This is a genomic window from Mycobacterium sp. PO1, assembly GCF_017312405.1.
Taxonomy (GTDB): domain Bacteria; phylum Actinomycetota; class Actinomycetes; order Mycobacteriales; family Mycobacteriaceae; genus Mycobacterium.
In genome coordinates this window covers 20,671-40,650 of record NZ_BLTG01000060.1, presented here as the reverse complement: position 1 = coordinate 40,650, position 19,980 = coordinate 20,671, and the positions used below count along the sequence as shown (strand labels likewise).

The 19,980-nt window shown below is 67.5% G+C and carries 17 protein-coding genes; 11 read left to right on the top strand and 6 right to left on the bottom strand.

Translation table 11 applies throughout. From position 1 onward, the window contains the following. The first annotated feature begins 16 nt into the window (after positions 1–16). Genes J3476_RS19330 through J3476_RS19315 form a run of 4 tightly spaced genes read left to right on the top strand, consistent with a single transcriptional unit; the run spans position 17 to position 4,006 of the window. Positions 17–1,021, top strand: coding sequence for an ATP-binding cassette domain-containing protein (locus tag J3476_RS19330; RefSeq protein WP_152517300.1), 1,005 nt, complete (start codon positions 17–19; stop codon positions 1,019–1,021). Further along, complete coding sequence (locus J3476_RS19325; RefSeq protein ID WP_286183357.1) at positions 1,018–1,857, top strand: ABC transporter permease; 840 nt, start codon at positions 1,018–1,020, stop codon at positions 1,855–1,857. The genes J3476_RS19330 and J3476_RS19325 overlap by 4 nt, the downstream gene beginning before the upstream one ends. Continuing rightward, a complete protein-coding gene (locus tag J3476_RS19320; protein ID WP_207067987.1) occupies positions 1,857–2,726 on the top strand; it encodes an ABC transporter permease in 870 nt (289 codons plus the stop codon). Before J3476_RS19325 ends, J3476_RS19320 begins: the two co-directional genes overlap by 1 nt. A gap of 23 nt (positions 2,727–2,749) precedes the next feature. Continuing rightward, positions 2,750–4,006 (top strand): phthiocerol/phthiodiolone dimycocerosyl transferase, encoded by a 1,257-nt coding sequence (locus J3476_RS19315; RefSeq protein ID WP_207067986.1) that lies wholly within the window; start codon positions 2,750–2,752, stop codon positions 4,004–4,006. Here the strand turns inward: J3476_RS19315 and J3476_RS19310 are convergent. Continuing rightward, positions 3,999–4,829, bottom strand: coding sequence for a class I SAM-dependent methyltransferase (locus J3476_RS19310; RefSeq protein ID WP_207067985.1), 831 nt, complete (start codon positions 4,827–4,829; stop codon positions 3,999–4,001). The genes J3476_RS19315 and J3476_RS19310 overlap by 8 nt on opposite strands. A 130-nt stretch (positions 4,830–4,959) precedes the next feature. Between J3476_RS19310 and J3476_RS19305 the strand changes: the two genes are divergently transcribed. From J3476_RS19305 to J3476_RS19295, 3 genes are read left to right on the top strand one after another with little or no spacing between them, the layout of a single operon-like run. After that, a complete protein-coding gene (locus J3476_RS19305; protein WP_207067984.1) occupies positions 4,960–5,661 on the top strand; it encodes a flavodoxin family protein in 702 nt (233 codons plus the stop codon). Next, positions 5,645–6,148 carry a DUF2505 domain-containing protein gene (locus J3476_RS19300; protein WP_207067983.1) on the top strand — a complete coding sequence of 168 codons (504 nt, stop codon included), beginning with the start codon at positions 5,645–5,647 and terminating at the stop codon, positions 6,146–6,148. The genes J3476_RS19305 and J3476_RS19300 overlap by 17 nt, the downstream gene beginning before the upstream one ends. A gap of 1 nt (position 6,149) precedes the next feature. Then, positions 6,150–6,884, top strand: coding sequence for a nitroreductase family protein (locus J3476_RS19295; RefSeq protein ID WP_207067982.1), 735 nt, complete (start codon positions 6,150–6,152; stop codon positions 6,882–6,884). 26 nt (positions 6,885–6,910) lie between these two features. Here J3476_RS19295 and J3476_RS19290 read toward each other — a convergent pair whose 3' ends face one another. Continuing rightward, entirely contained in the window at positions 6,911–8,275 is a 1,365-nt protein-coding gene (locus J3476_RS19290; RefSeq protein ID WP_207067981.1) for a hypothetical protein, read from the bottom strand. Positions 8,276–8,767: 492 nt separating this feature from the next. Next, on the bottom strand, positions 8,768–9,937 hold the full coding sequence (locus tag J3476_RS19285) for an LLM class flavin-dependent oxidoreductase (RefSeq protein WP_207067995.1): 1,170 nt from the start codon (positions 9,935–9,937) through the stop codon (positions 8,768–8,770). Between the two features lie 136 nt (positions 9,938–10,073). Between J3476_RS19285 and J3476_RS19280 the strand changes: the two genes are divergently transcribed. The 4 genes from J3476_RS19280 (at position 10,074) to J3476_RS19265 (ending at position 16,677) form a co-directional block, all read left to right on the top strand. Next, positions 10,074–10,868: an alpha/beta hydrolase gene (locus J3476_RS19280; protein WP_207067980.1), complete on the top strand. Its 795-nt coding sequence runs from the start codon at positions 10,074–10,076 to the stop codon at positions 10,866–10,868. Positions 10,869–11,420: 552 nt separating this feature from the next. Continuing rightward, positions 11,421–13,730: a PE-PPE domain-containing protein gene (locus J3476_RS19275; protein WP_207067979.1), complete on the top strand. Its 2,310-nt coding sequence runs from the start codon at positions 11,421–11,423 to the stop codon at positions 13,728–13,730. A 34-nt stretch (positions 13,731–13,764) separates the two neighbouring features. Further along, complete coding sequence (locus J3476_RS19270; protein WP_207067978.1) at positions 13,765–15,249, top strand: NAD(P)/FAD-dependent oxidoreductase; 1,485 nt, start codon at positions 13,765–13,767, stop codon at positions 15,247–15,249. 60 nt (positions 15,250–15,309) lie between these two features. After that, positions 15,310–16,677, top strand: a complete 1,368-nt coding sequence (locus J3476_RS19265) for a cytochrome P450 (protein WP_207067977.1) — start codon at positions 15,310–15,312, stop codon at positions 16,675–16,677. Here the strand turns inward: J3476_RS19265 and J3476_RS19260 are convergent. The 3 genes from J3476_RS19260 to J3476_RS19250 form a co-directional block, all read right to left on the bottom strand. Beyond that, positions 16,674–17,501, bottom strand: a complete 828-nt coding sequence (locus J3476_RS19260) for a class I SAM-dependent methyltransferase (protein ID WP_207067976.1) — start codon at positions 17,499–17,501, stop codon at positions 16,674–16,676. The genes J3476_RS19265 and J3476_RS19260 overlap by 4 nt on opposite strands. Before the next feature lie 157 nt (positions 17,502–17,658). Next, on the bottom strand, positions 17,659–19,014 hold the full coding sequence (locus J3476_RS19255) for a PE-PPE domain-containing protein (protein ID WP_207067975.1): 1,356 nt from the start codon (positions 19,012–19,014) through the stop codon (positions 17,659–17,661). A 272-nt stretch (positions 19,015–19,286) separates the two neighbouring features. Next, positions 19,287–19,943: a cutinase family protein gene (locus tag J3476_RS19250; protein ID WP_207067974.1), complete on the bottom strand. Its 657-nt coding sequence runs from the start codon at positions 19,941–19,943 to the stop codon at positions 19,287–19,289. Between the last annotated feature and the right edge of the window lie 37 nt (positions 19,944–19,980).

Genomic DNA, 19,980 nt, shown 5'->3' with positions numbered 1-19,980 from the left:
GGGGGAGGAGGATCCCATGACCCGCACTGACAAGGCGGTGATCGTCGCCGGCATCAAGAAGTCCTTCGGCTCGGTCGCTGCGTTACGCGACGTGAGCTTCGAGGTCGAGCGCGGCGAGGTGCTCGGTCTGCTGGGTCCGAACGGCGCCGGGAAGACCACGACCGTCAACATCTTGTCGACGCTGATCAAGCCGGACAGCGGACGTGCGCTGATCGCCGGTCACGACGTGGTCGGCGATCCCGCCGGGGTGCGTCGCTCGTTGATGCTGACCGGCCAGCACGTCGCGCTGGACGAGTTGTTGACCGGCCGCGAGAACCTGTTGATGTTCGGCCGGCTGCAGGGCCTGAAGAAAAAGGTGGCCAAGCAGCGGGCCGTGGAACTGCTCGAGCAGTTCGACCTGGTTCATGCCGGGGACCGCCCCGTGGGCACCTACTCCGGCGGGATGAAACGGCGCATCGACATCGCCTGCGGACTGGTGGTGCGTCCCGAGGTGGTGTTCCTGGACGAGCCGACGACGGGTCTGGACCCGCGCAGCAGGCAGGCGATCTGGGAGCTGGTCACCGACTTCAAGGAAGCCGGCATCGCGACGCTGCTCACCACCCAGTACCTGGAAGAGGCGGATCTGCTGTCCGACCGGATCATCGTCATCGACAGGGGGACGGTGATCGCCGAGGGCACCGCCGATCAGCTCAAAGAGCGCACCGGCGGCACGTACTGCGAGATCGTGCCGCGTCACCTGCGGGACATCCACGAGGTGGCCAGGGTGCTGGGGCCGCTGCTGCCCGAGGCGAACCGCGCGGCGCTGACCGAGACGTCCGACCGGATCTCGATGCCCGCACCCGACGGTCCCAACACGCTGATGGCGGCCCTGCAGATGCTCAGCGAGGCCCACATCGAGTTGATGGACATCGCGTTGCGCCGGCCGTCCCTGGACGAGGTGTTCCTGGCGCTCACCGGGGACGACACCCGCTCCCGCGACGACGAGACCGAGGAATTCGCCCGGGCGGACGCCTACGCGTGATCGACAACTCCACGCTCACTGCCCCGGTCGGCGCCGTGCCGGTCGGGGCGCGTCCGCCGGTGTCCACGCTGCAGCAGTGGTGGGTGCTGACGGTCCGCATGATCACTCCGACCCTGCGCAACGGCGAACTCGCGACGCAGATCATCGGTTCGATCGTGTTCACCGTCGGCTATTACCTGCCGCTCAAGCAGATGATGGGGGCGGTTCAGCCGCTGAGCAGTTACGCGCAGTACCTGACGCCGCTCATCGTGCTGCAGGCGATCTGGTTCGCCGCGGTGTCCGCGGCGTTCCGCTCGGCCACCGATTCGGTGCAGGGCATCAACCGCCGCTTCCGCGCGATGCCGATCGCGACGCTGACCCCGCTCTCGTCGCGGCTCACCGCCAGCATGTACCGGTGCTGCGTGGCGCTGGCGGTGTCGGTGGCCTGCGGCTATGTGATCGGGTTCCGATTCAACGAGGGGCCGCTGTACATCGTCGGTTTCGTGGCGTTGACGCTGCTCATCGGGGCCGGGCTCGCGCTGATCGGTGATCTGATCGGCGTGGCCACCCAGAACCCCGAGGCGACCGCCCCGATGATGCTGGTGCCGCAGCTGACTCTCGGTCTGGCTTCGGTGGGCCTGCAACCGGTGGAACGCTTCCCCGAGTGGATCCAGGGCTTCGTTCGTAACCAGCCGCTGTCGCAGTGGGTGTACGGCATGCAGGCGCTGGCCGGCGACACCACCGATGCCGCGCCGCAGGCCACGCTGTCGGTGCTGGGGCCGGGCGTCGCGTGGGCGGTCGGTGTGATCGTCGTCGCGGGGCTGCTGCACGCTCTGGTCAGCCGGAGGCGGCGCTGATGGCCCGCACCGACAGCCGCGCGGCGGCGTCCGCCAGCAAGGCCCAGGCGCCCTACCGTCCTGGCGGCAGGCACCGGATGGAGCGCATCTGGGAGAACTCACCCAAGCAGCTGCTGCCGCAGGTGCTGGTGCTCACCGGCCGGATCCTGCGCCGCTGGAGCCGCGACCCGGCGACACTGGTGCAGTCGCTGGTCATGCCCGCCGGTTTCCTGGTGGCGCTGGACATCGTGCTCGGTGACGTCCTCGAGCAGGTCACCGGCGCCAGCGGGCTGTACTCGCAGGTTCCGCTGGTGGCGCTGGTCGGCGGCATGACGGGCGCGATCATCGGAGCGGTCGGCATCATGCGTGAACGCGAGGTCGGCCTGCTGTCCCGGTTCTGGGTCGTGCCCGTGCACCGCGCGGCCGGGCTGCTGGCCCGGCTGCTGGCCGATTTCATCCGCATCGTGCTGATCACCCTCGGCGTGTTGTGCGTGGGGCTGGCGCTGGGCTTCCGGTTCGAGCAGGGCGTGCCTGCCGCGGTGGCATGGGTGTTCATGCCCGCGCTGTTCGGCGTGGCCCTGTCGGCGGCGGTGCTCACGCTGGCGCTGTTCTCCGCCAACACGATCGTGCCGCAGGCCACCGAGATCCTGATCGCGATGCTGATGTTCTTCTCGATCGGTTTCGTGCCGCTCGACCAGTACCCCGAGTGGCTGCAACCGATCGTCGAGCATCAACCGGTCAGCTATACCATCGAGGCGATGCGCGGCCTGGCACTCGAGGGGCCCGTCGCCGAGCCGGTGTTGTTCTCGGTGCTGTGGTCCGCCGGGATCTTCGCGGTGTGCGCGGTCCCGCTGGCGATCGGGTTCCGTAGGGCCAGCAAACGTGGTTGACAACGACCGGTAGGGAGTCTGACGTGTTTCCATCTTCGGGGATCCGGAAGCTGGCGCGCAGCGAGGAGATGTTCGCCGAGACCCACAATTTCGTCGGGTTGGCCGCTCACGTCCGCGGCAGCGTCGACGTCGATGCACTCGCCGAGGCGTTCGACGCGCTGCTGGCCGCCCACCCGGTGCTCAACGGCCACCTCGAGCAGTCACCCGACGGCCGGTGGGAGATCGTCCTCGACGATCTGATGCACGAGGGTCTCGACGTGGTGGAGGTACACGGCGACGACGAGCCGCCGCCGCTGCTGTTCGACCAGACCGCGGCGCTGTCGCATCTGCGGCTGACCGACCGGGACGGGCAGATCCAGCTGACCCTCTACATCCACCACAGCCTGGCCGACGGCCATCACCAGTTCAGCCTCGTCGAGGAGTTGTTCTCCACCTACACCGATCTGGTCACCACCGGGCGCACCTCACCACCGAAGGTGCATTCCGCGCCGGTGTCACTGGAGGTCGTGCTGGCGGACCGCAACGTGGAGAAGCGGCCGCGCTCCGGGCTCGAGCGGCTGCTCGCGGCGATGTTCGCCTACGAGCTGCCGCCGTCGCGCCGGGCCCCGTCGGAGTCGAATCCGGTTCTGCCGCAGCGGGTGCCCATGGCGTACTGCAAGCTCTCGGAGACCGAGACCGAGAACATCGTGGCGTTCTGCCGTGCCCACAAGCTGGGGCTGAACAGCCTGCTGTCGGCGGCGGTGCTGATGGCCGAGTGGCAGCTGCGCGCCACCCCGAACATCCCGGTTCCGTACGTGTATCCGGTGGATCTGCGGTATCTGCTCTCACCGCCGGTGTCGGCCACCGAGTGCACCAACCCGGTGGGTATCGCCACCTACCTCGCCGAGATCGAGCACGGCACCGATGTCATCGATCTGGCCCGCGACATCAACGACACCTTCAAGAAGGACATCGCTGAGGGCGTCATCCAGCAGAGCTTCCTGCATTTCAGCCCGCAGTACGTCGGAAACCCCCCCGGCCTGCCCGATGTCGTGATGTTCACCGACAACGGCATCGTTCCGCCGATGCGGATGCCCCCGGGCATGGAGTTGTCGGCCAGCCACGGCGAGCTGTACTTCGCGGTCAGCTCCGGCATCGAGATCTACACCAGCAAGATCTTCGCCGGCCAGCTGATGATCGAGTACCACTCGCACGGACCGGAGCCGGAGAAGTCCGTGAACGCGATCGACACCATTCTGCGCGGCATCGCCGCGCGTCAGGCCGGCGCCGGTGTCAAGTGACGGGCCCGAACGCGTAGCGGTGATACTGCAACGCTTTCCGCACCGGCGGAAGCACGGTCACCGCGCGACGCACCGCGCGGAACGGCCCGGATCCCCGCTCGGCGGTGCTGGCGTCGAACAGCGTTGCCGAGGCGAGCAACCGGATCCCCGGAACCCGGGACAGGATGTCGTCCGGGCGGTTGACGGCCCAGTGCAGCGTGGAGCCGGTGCGCCGCACCAGCGTCTGCATGCGCTGCGACCGGATACCGACCCAGTTGTAGAAGTCGATCTGCAGTTCGCCGGACGGGAAGCGCTCGACCACGCGGCGCAGCAGCGCGATGCCGTCCTCCTCGGTCAGGTACATGCTGATGCCCTCGGCCAGGAACAGCACCGGCTTGTCCGCCGGAATCTGGTCCAGCCACGACAATTCGGTCGCCGGTGTCGCCAGCAGGTGGTAGTTCGGGCGGCTCGGGTAGATCTGTTCGCGCAACGCGATGACGCCCGGGAAGTCCACGTCGTACCACTGCACGTCCGGCCCCGGATCGATCCGGAAGACGCGGCTGTCCAGACCGCAGCCGAGGTGCACGACCGTGCAGGGGCCGTGCACGGCCAGGAACTGCCGGGCCCAGATGTCGTACTGGGCGGTGCGCACCGTCACCAGTGGCGCCCACGTGCCGCTGACGCCGAGCTCACGCCAGTCGTAGTCGATGCGGTCGATGGCCTCCTTGGCGAACCGGTCGCCGAGGACCGGCTGCTCGAAGTCCGCGTCCAGCGCTTTGAGGTACAGCGTGGTCAACATGGTCTGGGCCGGGCCGGTCAGATCGATGGACACCTTGTCGGTCATGAGACAGAGGCTATGCGGAAAGGTCGCTGCGGGACAATCAGCTTGGCGCACCGCGGCCGGCCGACACCACCGGCCCCACACCGAAGGGAGCAGATGTGAATTCAGCGGGAGAGCCCACCGGCGGTCGTCGATGACCGCCGCGGACGGCGGCACCGGCCCGAAAGCGGCGCCGCGGGTACTGTTCGTCTACTACTCCTACACCGGTCAGACCGCGAAGGTGCTCGATGGGGCGGCCGAGGTGTTCCGGCAGCGTGGGTGCGAAGTGCACACCGCGGCAATCGAGTTCGTCGATGCCAGGTACGCCGAGCCGTTCACCCGGTTCCCGATGCGCAAGGTGTGGCCGGACATGTTCAGCGTGCTGCCTGCGCAGAACCGTGGTCAGACGGGTGAAATCCGCACTCCCGATGCGGTGCGGGACGGGAACTACGACCTCGTCTGCCTCGGTTCACCCACCTGGTGGGACACCGTCAGCATGCCGCTTCGTTCGTTCCTCACCTCCGCCGAGGCGGCACCGCTGCTCGACGGCACGCCCTACGCGGTGTTCGTGGTGTGCCGGCGTAAGTGGCGGCGCAATCTGGAAGCAGTGCGCGAACTGGCGGACAAGAACGGTGGCCGGTTCGCCGACAGCATCCATTTCGGCTATCCCGGTGGCGAACTGCCGTCCCTGCTGTCGCTGGCGAGCTATCTGGGCTCGGGGGAGTACCGCGATCGCTATCTGGGCCTCAAACTCCCACCCACCAACATCAGCGACGCGCAGGTGGGGCAGGCACGCACGTTCGCGGGCAAGCTTGCGGACCGATTGTTCGGTAAACGCGATGCCACGTCCGTTTGACGTCCGCACCGACTCGCCCGCCAGCGTCGAGATGATCCATTCGGCGTTCGGCAGCGAAGCGTACTGGCACGCCCGGATCGCCGAGTTCGGCGGCGGCGCGACCACATTGGACACCTTGACCGTCGACGGTGACGGCACGATCTCGGTGGCCACGACCCAGGATCTCGGTCACGATGTGCTGCCCAGCGTGCTGGCCAGGGTGTTTCCCGGCGACCTGACGCTCATGCGGACCGAGACATGGCGTCCCGCCGCGGAGCGGGTCAGCGGCGAGGTCACGATCGCGGCGTCCGGCGTGCCCGGTCGCGGTCTCGGCGCGGCATCGCTCGCCCCGGCCCCCGACGGGTCCAGCCTGACCCTGTCCGGCACGGTCGAGGTCAGGATCCCGTTGGTGGGCGGCCGGATCGAGAAGTACATCTGCGATCAGATCACCGTCGAGATTCCCGCGCTGCAGCGTTTCACCTCGGATTGGATTTCCCGCAATGCCTGACATGGCCGATCGCGACCGCCGCTACACCGATACCCCTGGGGAGGTACCGACGACGGCGGAAGCCCTTGCCCGCCTTGACATGCCGCTGGTCGACGCGATGATGACCCAACGCGCGGTGCGAAGGGTCTATCCCGACCCGATCGACGACGAGATCCTGATGAAGTGCATCGAGGTCGCCCTGCATGCCCCCACCGGGGCCAACGGGCAGAACTGGGAATTCATCGTCATCAAGGATTACGACACCAAGAAGAAGCTTGCCAAGCGTTACCGGCAGGCCTGGAATCTGTACTACCAGACGGTCATCCGCCGGGTGGCGGCCACCGACGAGTCGATGGCCAAAACCGCGCGGGCCGTGCAGTGGCAGGTCGACCACTTCACCGAGGTCCCGGTCTTGATCGTGGCCTGCCTGCGGTTGGGCGCCAAGGACGGTCGGGTCCCGTTCGTGCCGATGCCGCACGCGGCACTGTCCGGCTTCTTCGGCTCGATCTACCCCAGCGTGCAGAACCTGCTTCTGGCTGCGCGGGCGATGGGGTTGGGCGCATCGCTGATCACACTGCCGCTGTGGAGCGTCACATCCACCCGCCGAACGTTGGGTCTGCCCGTCTCGGTCACGCCGTGCTGCGTCGTCCCGCTGGGCTGGCCGCGGGGCCGTTACGGCCCCACCACCCGCCGGCCTGCGGCTGAGGTGATGCACTTCAACCGGTACGGCAACCGGCCCTGGATGGGCACCGACTGAGAGCCGGTCCCCATCCAGGTCACGGGTCAGTCGTCGCTGCCGCCCGAGTCGCTGCCCTTGCTGTCGCTGCCCTTGCTGTCGCTGCCCTTGCTGTCGCCCGAGTCGCTGTCCTTGGTGTCCGACGAATCGCTCGACGAGCTCGACGCGCTCTGTGAGGATCCGCTGCTGTCGTCGTCCTTGCGGTGCTTGCCGCCGGTGGTGGAGCTGTCGGCCTCGGCATCGGCGTCCGCCTCGGCTGATTCGTCGACAGCCTCGTCGGCGTCTTCTTCGGCGCCGGCCTCGTCGGCGTCTTCTTCGGTGGCAGCCTCGTCAGAGTCCGTTTCGATGGTGGAGTCCTCCGTGACATCCTCGGACACGACATCCTCGGACGCCTCGTCGATGACGTCTGCGACGATCGGCGCGGACTCGAACTTCTTCTTCAGCTCGTCGGTCGCCTTGGCCACGATCGACGACTCACCCTGATCCGTCGCAGCGGCGGACTCGCCACCGGCCGCCTCGTCGGCTTCCTCCGCGACGGGAGCGACATCGCTGGGCGCGGCGACGGGGGAGAGGCCGACAGACGAGGCGACCAGCATGGCGTTCGCCTCGGCCGGAGTCTCCGACTCCTCGTCCTCGGGGGCGATGTCTTCCTCGGGTTCACGCAGGAAGTGCTTGAAGAACGTCTCGATCTCGCGCACGGCGATCCAGTCGGGCAGGTGACCCGTGATCTGCAGCGCGGCACTGAAATTCGCGACGGCCGTGACGACCTCCCACCAGGTCACGGTCTGGATGCCGGTCGGCTCGGCGGTCAGCGATGCCCACACCGATTTGATCGGCTCCGCCGGGTCCAGGATGACCTGCTGTTCGGACCATTCGGTCTCCTGGCCGTCGATCGGGTTGATGACGGTCGGGAAGGTGTAGCCGTCCTCGTCGTAGAACTCGCTCATCGGGACCTTGAACATCAGGTCCAACATTCCGGGCAGGTCTTCGCATTCGTAGGCGCAACCCTCGTACATCGGCAGATTCGCTGCGGCCCACCAGTTCAGGTGCTCGCCCCACGGCTGCGAGAACGACGGGAAGGGCACCAGGACGTTGACCGCCTCGCGCAGCATGTCCGGATTCGCAGGATCCCAGCCCCACACGTTGTTGGGGTGCGATTCGTTCCAGCTGCCGCTGATCGCCAGCGCGGTGGCCAGCCGGTCCAGCGCGGCCACCATGTTGGCCGGAGCGCTGAAGACCTGCTCGATCGCGTTGATCGGCACGTAGGCCAGCGAGGACGCGGTCAGGCTGACGTCCTGTTCGACGACTCGTGCGGTCGCGGGTGCCGGCGGCTCCAGTGGCGCGACGGCGAGGACACTGGCCCCCACCAGGGCCACGCTGGTCGTGATGACCGGTTTCACAGCTACTCGCATGACACCCATCTCTTCAGGCAGTTACGTTTGATGACCGCCTGACCATACCCTGCCGAGAAGCTGTGCGGCTTCCCGTTCGGCAAACTTCTGGCCTGACACGTCGGTGACGCGACCCGGCCGCTCGCACACCCGCGCATCGCCCCGCGTGCCGCTCCCGGATCTCTTTGCTGCTCAAGGGTGCCCGTGACCTGCCGCGGTGGGGCAGCCACCTCTGTTATTGACGCAGACGCGAAATATGCTGCTGGTTATACGTTCCGCTTCCCGTGGTCCGGCGCCGGTTCCTCCGACAGCTTGCCGTCGCAACGGGAGCGCAGTCCGTTCCGTTCGCCAGCGAGGCCGGCGCCGCGGCCGTCCGAGAAGCCCGCGGTCGCCAATCTGTGCACCGATGTCGCGTCCGAGCAATCACCAGCAGTACCGATCGATGGCGCCGACGGACGCGGGACGGTCGCCACCCGGATGGCCACCGGCAAACGACCGGAGACCCAGCCGGGTTCAGAGCTTGCCGAGCCCCCGCAGCACTTTGGTGTACGGCAGCGTCGCCGTCATCCCCTTACGCAGTTTCGGGTTCAACTGGCTGCCGTTGATGACCAACAGGTAGCGCAACCCGTGGTCGCGCCACTCAGCGACCTGATCGAGCACCTCGTCGGCGGTCCCGTGGAAACAGATCTCCTTCATCAACGATGCCGGCACGCGCGCGGTGTACTCGAGCGCGGTCTGCTCGTCGATGGTCTGCGGCACGAGGTCCTGCACGCCGGAGAAATCCGCACCCAGCGGGTGCTCCACCCCGTGGCGCAACCACGCCTCCGCGGGCGCGGCCAACGCGACCGACTTCACGATCACCGAATCCAGGGCTTCGTCGACGTCGTCGCGGGTGCGTCCGGTCACGACGGTGCGGTTGACCGCAGGCACGATCGACATCGGGTCGCGGCCGTGATCGGAGGCGGCGGTGCGCACGGTTTCCAGCGCTCGGGCGTAGTCGGCGGGCCGCGAGATCACGAACGGCACCCAGCCGTCTGCGTACCGTCCGGTCGCGCGCAACATCCGGGGGCCGTGCGCCGCCACCCAGATCTCCGGCCACCTGCCCTTGTACGGAGGGAGATCGAAGACGGCGTGCCGCAGCGGGAAGTACGCCGAGTCCCGCGTGATCGGCTCGCCGCCCGACTCCCACAGCGCCCGGATCGTCGCCAGCGCCTCGACGAACCGCGCGACGGGCTTCGTCCACTCCACCCCGTACGGTTCGTTGCCTTCACGCTCGCCGACACCGATCCCGAGGATGGCGCGACCGCGGGTCAGCAGGTGCAGGGTCGCGGCCGCCTGCGCGGTGACCGCCGGGTGGCGACGGCTCGCATCGGTGACGCAGACCCCGAAGCGCAACCGGCGCATCCGGTTGCGCGCCGCCAGATGGCCGAGCATCGTCCACGGCTCCAGGATGGCGTCGACCTTGGGCACCAGCTTCGCCGCCAGGCCGAGGTGCTCGGGGGTGGCCACCGACCGCGGCACCAGAGAATTGATGTGGTCGCCCACCCAGAACGAGTCGGCTCCGGTGGACGCCGCGGTCAGCATGCTGGCAGAGGGCAACAGAGTCGGCGAGATCCGCGTGTTCACAATGCCGTCCAGCAATCCGAAACGAAATCCGGCCGACTGCGGCCGGGAGCGGAACATCATGGAAGGGACGGTACTACCGACGGCCGGGCACACTCCGAATGGTAGGTTTCACCAGCACGCTTGCCGGCGACGATCCGCCCCGCGCCGGACTGCCCGCCGCCCGCCTCCCCGCAGAAGAGACCGTCTCACCGCCATGCCATCAGCCACACTCGAGGTGATCGACAAGGGCTGCACCAGCCCGGCGCATCCGGCCCCGCTGCTGTTCGTCCACGGCGCGTGGCACGCGGCATGGTGCTGGGACGAACACTTCCTCGACTTCTTCGCCGGCAAGGGCTACCGCGCCCTGGCCCCGAGCCTGCGCGGCCACGGCGCCAGCCCGGCCACCAAGCCGTTGCGGGCCTTGTCGATCGCCGACTATGTCGACGACGTGGCTCAGGTGGCCGCGAGCCTGCCGACACCCCCGGTGGTGATCGGCCACTCGATGGGCGGATTCGTGGTGCAGAAATTCCTCGAGTCCCGCGACATCCCGGCCGCCGTGCTGATGGCGTCCGCACCGCCGCGGGGCTATCTGGGTTCGGGGATGCGCTGGCTGCGGCGCCACCCGTGGCATTTCGTGAAGCTCTCGGCGTCGGGCCGTTCGCTCGCCTACGTCAGTACGCCCGAACTCGCCCGGGAGCGGTTCTTCTCCCCCCACACCCCGGAGGACGTGGTCGCGTCGTGCGCGGCGCGACTGCAGGAAGAGAGCGCGCGGTCGGGAGTCGACGGGCTCTTGGCGCTGCCGCGGCCCAGGCGGGTGCGTGCGCCGCTGCTGGTTCTGGGCGCCGGGCACGACGGCGCGGTCACCGCCGCGGAGGTGCGCGCCACCGCCAAGGCCTACGGCACCGAGCCCGAGTTCTTCTCCGACCTGGGGCACAACATGATGCTGGAGCCCGGGTGGCAGCCGGTCGCCGAACGCATTCACGACTGGTTGGGCACCCGGGGACTGTGACACCGGCCGGCGGGTCGCGCAGCACCGTCGGCTCGCGACGTCGATACGTGTGCGACACCTGTTAACACCTGGGGCCGTGCCGGCGATAGGTGAGCGAGAGGTAATTGACGCCGCCAGCAAAAGTGATCGCCGGACGGGAAAGGCTGCCAGACAGGTTGCTGGAGCGGGGTGGCGATGGTGTGCGCCGAGGCGGCGTTCGCCCGCATGAGCACGCACGTCACCAAAAAGTAACCCGCTGTTCCCGACAGTTAGCCAGCAGTGTCGAATCCAGCGCATTGTGCAGGCTCGACCTGTACAAACGCTGTGAATGACAGTTGCCTGACGATGCGCCGGGCCGACTGAGCAACGACCTTGCGGCCCTTGCCGCCCGCCGCGACGACGAAGGACAATTGGCAATTCACGCACGTCCTGTGGTTTTCTCGAAGGGTTAGCGGTGATGCGCCGGAATTCCTCCAGCAATCGCTTGCACAGCGGCGAAGTGTGATAATCTCCGCACACCTCACGTCGTGATCAGATCGTCATCACATTGCAACCACCTGGAAGGGTCGGCACATGCATTCTGCGCTTCGCCCGTACATGACCACGGGCCTGGCAATCGTCGGGTCGAGCGTCCTGGCTTTCGCCCCCATCGCGCCCCCGGCCCCGGCGGAGAGCGCGACGACCACCACGCAGAGTGCCCAGCAGGTCACCCTGAAGGCGAAGGTGATCACGATCAACCCGTCGCCCGACGCGGTGGATCTCAAGGACGCCCTGCAGGGCCGGTACTGCGGCGAGGACAGCGGCAACACCTGCATGGACCTCGAGTACATGCCGGTCTGGACCAGCCCAGGTCAGTTCGGCTTGGGCGTGGAGGCCCTGCAAGAAGAGCTTGCTGCGGCCGCGGCCAGCGGTGACGACGTCACGATCCTCGGCTTCAGCGAGGGCGCCGTGGTGGCCTCCCAGTGGCTGGAGGCCTACCTGGCCAACCCCGAGCAATATGAGATCCCGGAGAACCTGACGTTCGTCGTCGTCGGCAACCCGAGCCGCAAGTACGGCGGCTCGGGCGTTCCGTGGGGTCAGGAGTGGCCCGAGAGCGACTTCAAGGTCATCGACGTGATGAACCAGTACGACCCGACGGGCGACCAGCCGGCCAACCCGTTCAACGTGCTGGCCGTGCTCAACGCCACGATGGGCTTCTTCACCAACCACCTCGGCGACAGCTACACCAACGTCGACCTCGACGCCGAGGACAACGTCAAGTGGACCGAGGGCAACACCGAGTACGTCTTCGTGCCGGCCAAGTCGTTGCCGATCGTCGAGCCGCTGCGCTGGATGGGCCTGGACAAGCTGGCCGACGATCTCACCGGGCCGCTGCAGTACATCATCGAACAGGGCTACAACCGCGACCCGCGCCTCGACGACGTCGCGCCGATCTCCGACGCGCAGAGCATCTTCTACGCGCCGATCAACCTCCTCGAGACCGTCGCCAACATCCCCTACTACGCCGTACAGGGCACCAACCGCTTCGCCGAGGCGATGCGTGACAGCGGCAGCTGGTGGGTGTACACCGAGACCAACGTGCTGGGCTGGGATCCGGCCAACCCGGAGATGACCCGCGCGTTCGTCGACTTCCTGGTCGCCATCCCTTCGATCTCGGGCCCGATGGGCGAGATCGCCGACTACTGGGCGCGGGCTAACCTGCCGATGAACGAAGGGTGCACGGGCACGGGCAAGACGCAGTGCACCAATCCCGCCGGCATCACCGACCAGATGTTCAAGGTGATGCTGTGGGATCTGTTCGCCAAGGAGGGCTACACCTTCGAAGGCCCCATCACCCCCGAGTACAACCCCGTCAGCGACGAGGAGACCTACTGGGGCCAGGAGATGGGCCAGGACGGTGACCCGGTCGAGTGGTACGGCGAGACCGTGCACCTCGAGTGGTTCGCCGAGACCAAGTCCTTCTGGAACCATCTGATCTCGCCGCCCGAGGGCATCAAGACCCCGACGATCGGGGACCAGCTCGGCGCCGCGGTGAACCTGTTCGAGGCGCTGATGGTCACCTGGTACCCGTTCGTGCCGAAGAGCCAGATCTGGAACCCCAACGAGACCGCGTTCGCCTACCTGTTCCGGCCGTTCGCCAAGATCCTGTGCCCGGACTGCAACGAGGTCGACCCGTTCATGCCGACCCAATGGAAGGTCGGCGACGACATTCCGAAGGGCCTCTACATCCCGCCGAAGGTCAAGGACCTGTACGACGAGGACGGCAAGTACATCGGGCCCCCGGTCGAGTCCACTGACGAGGACGCCGACGCGGACGCCGACAGCTCGTCCTCCTCCATCCTCGCCGCGCTGTTCGGCCAGGAAGAGGAGACGGTCGACGAGACCACCGAGGAGGCCACCGAGACCACCGAAGCGGCCGCCGAGGAGACTCCTGCCGTCACCGAGGACACCGCCGAGGAGCAGACGGATGTCGTCTCCGACGCGATCCAGGGCCTGAAGGACAAGTTCGAGTCGGTCACCGACGAGGGTGAGGTCACCGACGAGGCGCCGGCCGAGGAGGCCCCGGAGACCGAGACCCCCGTCGAGGAGGATGCCTCCGACGAGGGTGACGAGGTCGAGGACATCGCAGACGAGACCGAAGACGTCGCCGACGAGACCGAGGACGTCGCCGACGAAGCCGACGAGGTCGAGGACATCGCCGACGAAGCCGAGGACGAGGCGGCTGACGAGGCCGCCGACGACCAGGCGGACTCGGATGACTCCGACGCGGGCTCGGACGATTCGTCCGACAGCGGCAGCAGCAGCTCCGGCAGCGACAGCGGTGACTCCGGCAGCAGCGACTCCGGCAGTGACAGCGGCAGCTCCGGCGGCTCCGACGATTAGGAATGGCCGGGACGCAAGCCCGTAGTATCGCCCCGTGAGCACGGAGCAGTATGACGCCGTAATCGTCGGCGCCGGATTCGGCGGCATGGGATCAGCCATCCAGCTGAACCGGCTCGGTTACGACAAGATCGCCATTCTCGACCGCGAGGACGACCTCGGTGGGACGTGGCACGTCAATCGTTACCCAGGCTTGACGGTTGACGTCCCGTCCACCACCTACTCGTATCGGTTCGAGCCCAACCCGTACTGGTCGCGGCTGTATGCGCCCGGCAGCGAACTCAAGACGTACGCCGAGCACGTCGCCGACAAGTACGACCTGCGGCGCTACATGCGGTTCAACACCGTGGTCGACGGTGCACGCTGGGACGACGACGCGCAGGAATGGCTCGTGTCGCTGTCCGACGGGCAGACGCTGCACGCGCGGTTCCTGATCCTGGCCACCGGGTACCTGTGCCAACCGAAGAAGCCGGACATCCCCGGCATCGAGAGCTTCGCGGGCACCGTGCTGCACGCTCAGGAGTGGGATCACTCGTACTCGCTGGCGGGCAAGCGCACCGCGATCATCGGCACCGGTTCGACCGGGGTGCAGCTCATCCCCAAGCTCGCCGAGGACGCCGCCGAGCTGACCGTCTACCAGCGCACCCCGATCTGGGTCATGCCGAAGCTCGACTTCGGCTTCGGGCCGCGGGCGCAGCGGCTGTTCGCGAAGGTCCCGGCCACCCAGCGGGTGCTGCGGGTGTCCAGCGACCTGTTCATGGACATCATGGTCACCCTCGCGATGTGGCGCTTCCGTCAGTTCCGGCCGGTGAACCGCATCGCCGCCGCGATCGGACGGCTGCACCGGTTCGCGGCGATCCGGGACCGGGATCTGCGCCGCAAACTGACCCCGAGCTACGACTTCGGGTGCAAACGGCCGACGCTGTCGAACGTCTACTACCGCACGTTCAACAAACCCCACGTCCACCTGGAGACGGCGGGTATCGACCGGATCGAGCCCGACGGCGTCGTCGGGACGGACGGCACCAAACGGGTGGTCGACACGCTGGTGCTGGCCACCGGGTTCGATGTGTGGGAGTCGAATCTGCCGGCCATCGAGGTCATCGGCCGCGAAGGTCGCGACCTGGGCAAGTGGTGGCGGGAGAACCGGTTCCAGGCCTACGAGGGCCTGACGGTGCCGCTGTTCCCGAACATGCTGAGCCAGGCCAGCCCGTACGCCTGGGTGGGCATGTCGTGGTTCGACACGGTCGAATACCAGATGCGGCACATGGAGCGATTGTTCGGCGAGATGCAGCGCACCGGCGCGCGGACCTTCGAGGTTACCGAGGAGGCCAACGCGCGGTTCCTGGACCGCATGCTGACGCTGCTCGACGACTCGGTGTTCCTGCTGGGCAACTGCGCGAACTCCCGCTCGTACTGGTTCAACAGCTCCGGTGAGGCCCCGCTGTTCCGGCCCACCACCGTGCGTCAGGCCGTCAAGGAGCAGCAGCACTTTCCGCTCAGCGACTACGCGCTAGCCTGAGACCTCACGGTTAGAGCGACCCGCGACCGACGCGTCCATCTGTGATGAAGGGGTGACGACATGGCTACCGCGACGACGGAGCCCGTGCGGCTACCGCCGGGCCCGCGCCTGCCCAAACTGATCCAGGGCGCCGCGGTGCTCACCGCACGCTACGGTGCGGTGGCCGCATTGGGGCGCCGCTACGGCTCGACCTTCACCCTGCAGCTGCCGGTGTTCGGCGAGACCGTCGTGATCAGCGATCCGGTGCTGGTCAAGGACCTGTTCAGCACCAGCCGCGAGCTGGTCGGGCGACCGCAGAACAACCTCGGCGGCGACGTGCTGGGGCCCGGGTCGATCTTCAACCTGGAGGGCGACGAGCTGCTGGCCCGCCGCAAGCTGCTGCTGCCGCCGTTCAACGGCAAGAACATGCGCAGCTACGAAACCATCACCGAGCAGGAGGTGATGCGTGAGATGCAGTCGTGGCCCGAGGGGGTGGAGTTCGAAACCCTCGATCCGATGATGCGGATCACGCTCAACACCATCCTGCGCGCCGTGTTCGGCGCGAAGGGCGACGAACTCGACGAGCTACGCGTGGTGATCCCCGCGGCGGTGGAGTTCGGCTCCAAGATCGCCCTGCTGCCGTCGCTGGTGCGCAAGGACCTCGGCGCCTGGAGCCCGGGTGGAAAGTTCGCGCAGTACCGGCGTCGCATGGACGAGATCTGCACCTCGTTGATCGCCGACGCACGTTCGGACCCCAACTTCGCCGACCGCGGTGACGTGCTGTCCCTGCTGTTGCAGGCCCGCTACGACAACGGTGAGCCGCTGCCCGACTCGTACATCCTCGACGAGCTGCTGACCATGCTGGTCGCCGGCCACGAGACGACGTCGACGCAGCTGGCGTGGACCATCGAACGGATCCGCCGCCATCCCGACCTGCTGGCCCGGCTCACCGACGAGGTGGACGCCGGCGGGTCGGAGTTGATGACGGCCACGATCGCCGAGTCGCAGCGCACCAGGCCGGTTCTGACCGCGGCGCTTCGCCGCGCCCGGACCCGGATTCGCCTGGGGGAGTGGGTGATTCCCGAAGGCGACACGATCATGGCGAGCACGCAACTGGCGATGGCGGCCGAACAGAGCTTCCCGAACGCCGACAAGTTCGATCCCGACCGGTTCGTCGGCAATCCGCCCAACCCCTTCGCCTGGATCCCGTTCGGCGGCGGAATGATGCGCTGCATCGGTGCGTCGTTCGCGACGATGGAGATGGACGTCACGCTGCGCACGATCCTGCGCGAATTCACGCTGGAGCCGACGAACGAAACGGACGAGAAGCCGCACAGCCGCGGCGTCACCGTCACGCCGGGGCGCGGGGGACGTGCCGTGGTGCACCGTCGCAAGGATGCAGCGCCGCGCACCGAGTCAACGGTGTCGGTGGCCGAGACCAACGGTTAGAACCGGTACTGCACGATCCTGGCCTTGCGCGCGATCGCCGGAACCCGGTGGGACAACCTGGCGGCCACGCGGAGACCGGCTGGGAACAGTCGCGCCTCGGGCCGGTGCATGCCACTGGCCTCCTCGATCAACTGCAGGGCGGGGTTCCAGAGTTCGGGCGTGTGGGCGTCCTTGAAACCGGCGAACTTCCACTGGGTGTGCGGCGAGTTCGCGTTCCGGGACGTGCTGAGCCTGCCCATCAGCTGATTGAGCTTGCTCACCGGTCCGTAGTCGTTGAATGCCAGGACCCCGGAAGCGAAGTGGCCGGTGACGTCGCGCATCACCGACATCACCGCGGATTCGTCGAGGAATGCGAACAGGCCGTCGGCGAAAACCAGTGTGGGCCGGGTGGCCGGAATGAGTTCCAGCCACGTCGATTCCAGGACCGACGCGGCGACGGACCGCGCACTGGCGTGCTCCGGTAACAGCGCGTCGCGCAGGGCGATGACCGCAGGCAGGTCCACGCTGTACCAGTCCACGGTGGCCGGCGGGTCGACGCGATAGAGCGCGCTGTTGAACCCCGATCCCAGGTCGACCACGACGGCGTCGGAGTGCGCGGCGATGAAGGCGCGGATCCGTTCGTCGAGCATCGTGGCGCGCAGCGCGACCAGCGCCACCACACTGGCGGTAGCGCCCAGACTCGTGAAGTCACAGTCGATCTGAGCCACCGTGGCACTCGCGAGGGGATCGGCGAGCATCGGGTGCGCATGCGCGCTGTCCAGCGCCCGGGCGTACTCGGTGAGCAGGGCTGTCTGCTCGATCGGTGCGAGACCCGCGACATCCATCACGCCAGCCAACCACACCTGTCGACGGCCAGCCACCACCGCTGTCGGCAATCACCGTGCCGTTCGGTGGAAGTCATGGTTTCCCTGCACTAGTCGTCCGCGTGCCCCCGCACTACTCGTCCGCGTGCCCCGCACTACTCGCCCCAACGCGCCTGCACTACTCGTCCGAGCCGTTCGATTCACCGGCACTGGAAGCCGCGGACCCGGAATCACCGGCACTTCCAGCGCTCTCGCCGGAGGAACCTGCGGCACCCCCGTCGCCGGTCTCCTGCCGATCCTGTTCGTCGGAGTCGGCCTCCCGGCCCTCCTCCGTCTGCAGGTCGGCATCGGCGAGGGCAGCCTCCTCGTCGAGGGACTCGGCGTCGTCGAGATCGCCCGTATCCACATCGCCGGACTCCAGGTCGCCGGTGTCCAGATCGCCGGTGTCCAGATCGCCGGTGTCCAGGTCGCCGGGTTCCAGGGCTCCCGTTTCCTGGTCGCCGGATTCCAGATCGCCGGTGTCCGGGGTGGTGTCGGTGTTCGTCAGCTCCACCTCGTCGCCACTCTCCGACTGATCGGCGCCCACGGTCTCGCCCCCGGCAGTCTCCCCGCCGGTGACATCGGTGACATCGGTGGCATCGGTGGGTACGTCGATGGTCGTCTTCGCCGCAGCCAGGGTGGCCGCCGGCTCCGCCGGGCCGTCGTCGACGGTGCCCTCGTCCTCGCCCGGCGTCTCGGGTTCCGGCTCGGGCTCGGGTACCGGCTCCGGAAGACCCGGCTGCGCAGGCAGGTAGGACCGGTCGTAGGCGCGTTCGACGATCTCCTTCAGCGGTTCGTTGAGCGCATCGGCCAGTGCCGACAACCCGACCCATCGCAACGGTTCCAGCAGTGGCAGGTTCTTGGTCGGCACGTAGACGTAGGTGGTGTTGCCTTCGGTCCACACATAGTTCGCCGGATCGTAGATGTCGACGTCCTCGTAATCCTGGTGCACGAACAGGAAACCGGCGTTGGCATTGAGCAGGGCCAGCAGGTTGAACGGGTTGTCGGGGAAGTCGGAGGCGGCGTCGTACTGGCGGGACACGTCGATGACGTGATAGTCGGTATCGGGGATCACCTGGTCCCAGTCACCGTCCGCGCCGCCGTACTTGCGCCCCGGGTTGCCCATCAGCACGAAGCCCAGATCGTCAGGCGTCGGGGCGCCCTCGACCTGGGAGCGGGTCTGCAACCACAGGGACACCACCCGGGCGCCCTGGCTGTAGGCGAAGACGTACTGGCGCCCCGTCGTCCCGTCCCGCAGAGCCTCGTCGAGGTTGTTCACGGCCAGCGTTTTCGACAGATACGAGTTCTGCACCATCTCGCAGGTGCGGGGCGACTGGCACATCACCCCCTGCAAGTCATCGTCATTGCCGTGGGGGATCAGGCTCAAGGTCAGCACGCGCGCCGGCTCCGGCGGGAAATAGTCGAACTCGGCGGCCGAGGCCAGCAAAGACACCGATGCCCCCGACACCCCCGCAGCGGTCGCGGGCAGCGCCACCAGAGGCACTGTGGCAATCGCAGCAGCTAACCAACGCGACCGCCGCCGTCGCACCCCGGTGCCGTTAGTGCCTGACCCCATCGTTGTCCCCCTCGTCGCCGTCCCCCGGTTTGCTGAGCAAAGCCCAGCCTACGCGCAGATCCGTTCCCTGATGAGACTTTGACACGCGGGTTTTCTTGGCAGAAAGCCTGTCTTCGCAGTCTGGCCGTACCTGCACCGATTCCGGCCGGCTACCGAACAAGGGCCCAAACTGGCTTTGCCGGGCGAGGGCCTCAGCGCACCCGGTCAGCGACGAACGAGGTGGCCTGGTCGACCATGCCGTTCTTGACGTAGGAGAAGTGCGCGGCAAAGTTCAGTCCGGAGGAGCAGAACGGATCGTCGAGTCCGCACAGGTCGATCGTCTTCGGGCCGTACACGCCGCTGAGCTCGGGAAGCGGTCCGCCGCCGCTGATGTCGCGCAGCGGGTTTCCGAACACGGCCACCGCGGCGACGTGGTCGGCGACGTCCGGCGGCATCGGCGTCGGGGTGAAACGACCGAGGGGCTTGGGGTCGACGGTGATCAGGTCGATCACGCCCGCGCCCTGCGAGTTCCCGCCGAGCACCAGTTTGGTGTCCGGGCAGTTGTCGGCCATGTACCGCACCCGCCCGGCCGCGTCCGCGGCACCCGCCGGCGCGGAGGTGTCGAAGTCGAAGCTTGCCGGATAGTTGACCGCGTAGGCGCCCACCGTGCGGTCACCGACCTTGCCGCGCAGCGACTCGACGAATTCGTCGCCCAGCCACCCGAGGCCCGCCGGGGCTCCGGTACCGCGCGCGAAGATCACCTCGATGTCGGGACACGGTTGGGCCGCTGCGACAGGCATCGCGAACGGCACAGCAAGGGGAACCGACACCGCCGCGCACATAGCACCGAGCATTCGCCTCAACAGCATGTCTCCATGCTGACACATCACTGTGGGGTGCCTGTCC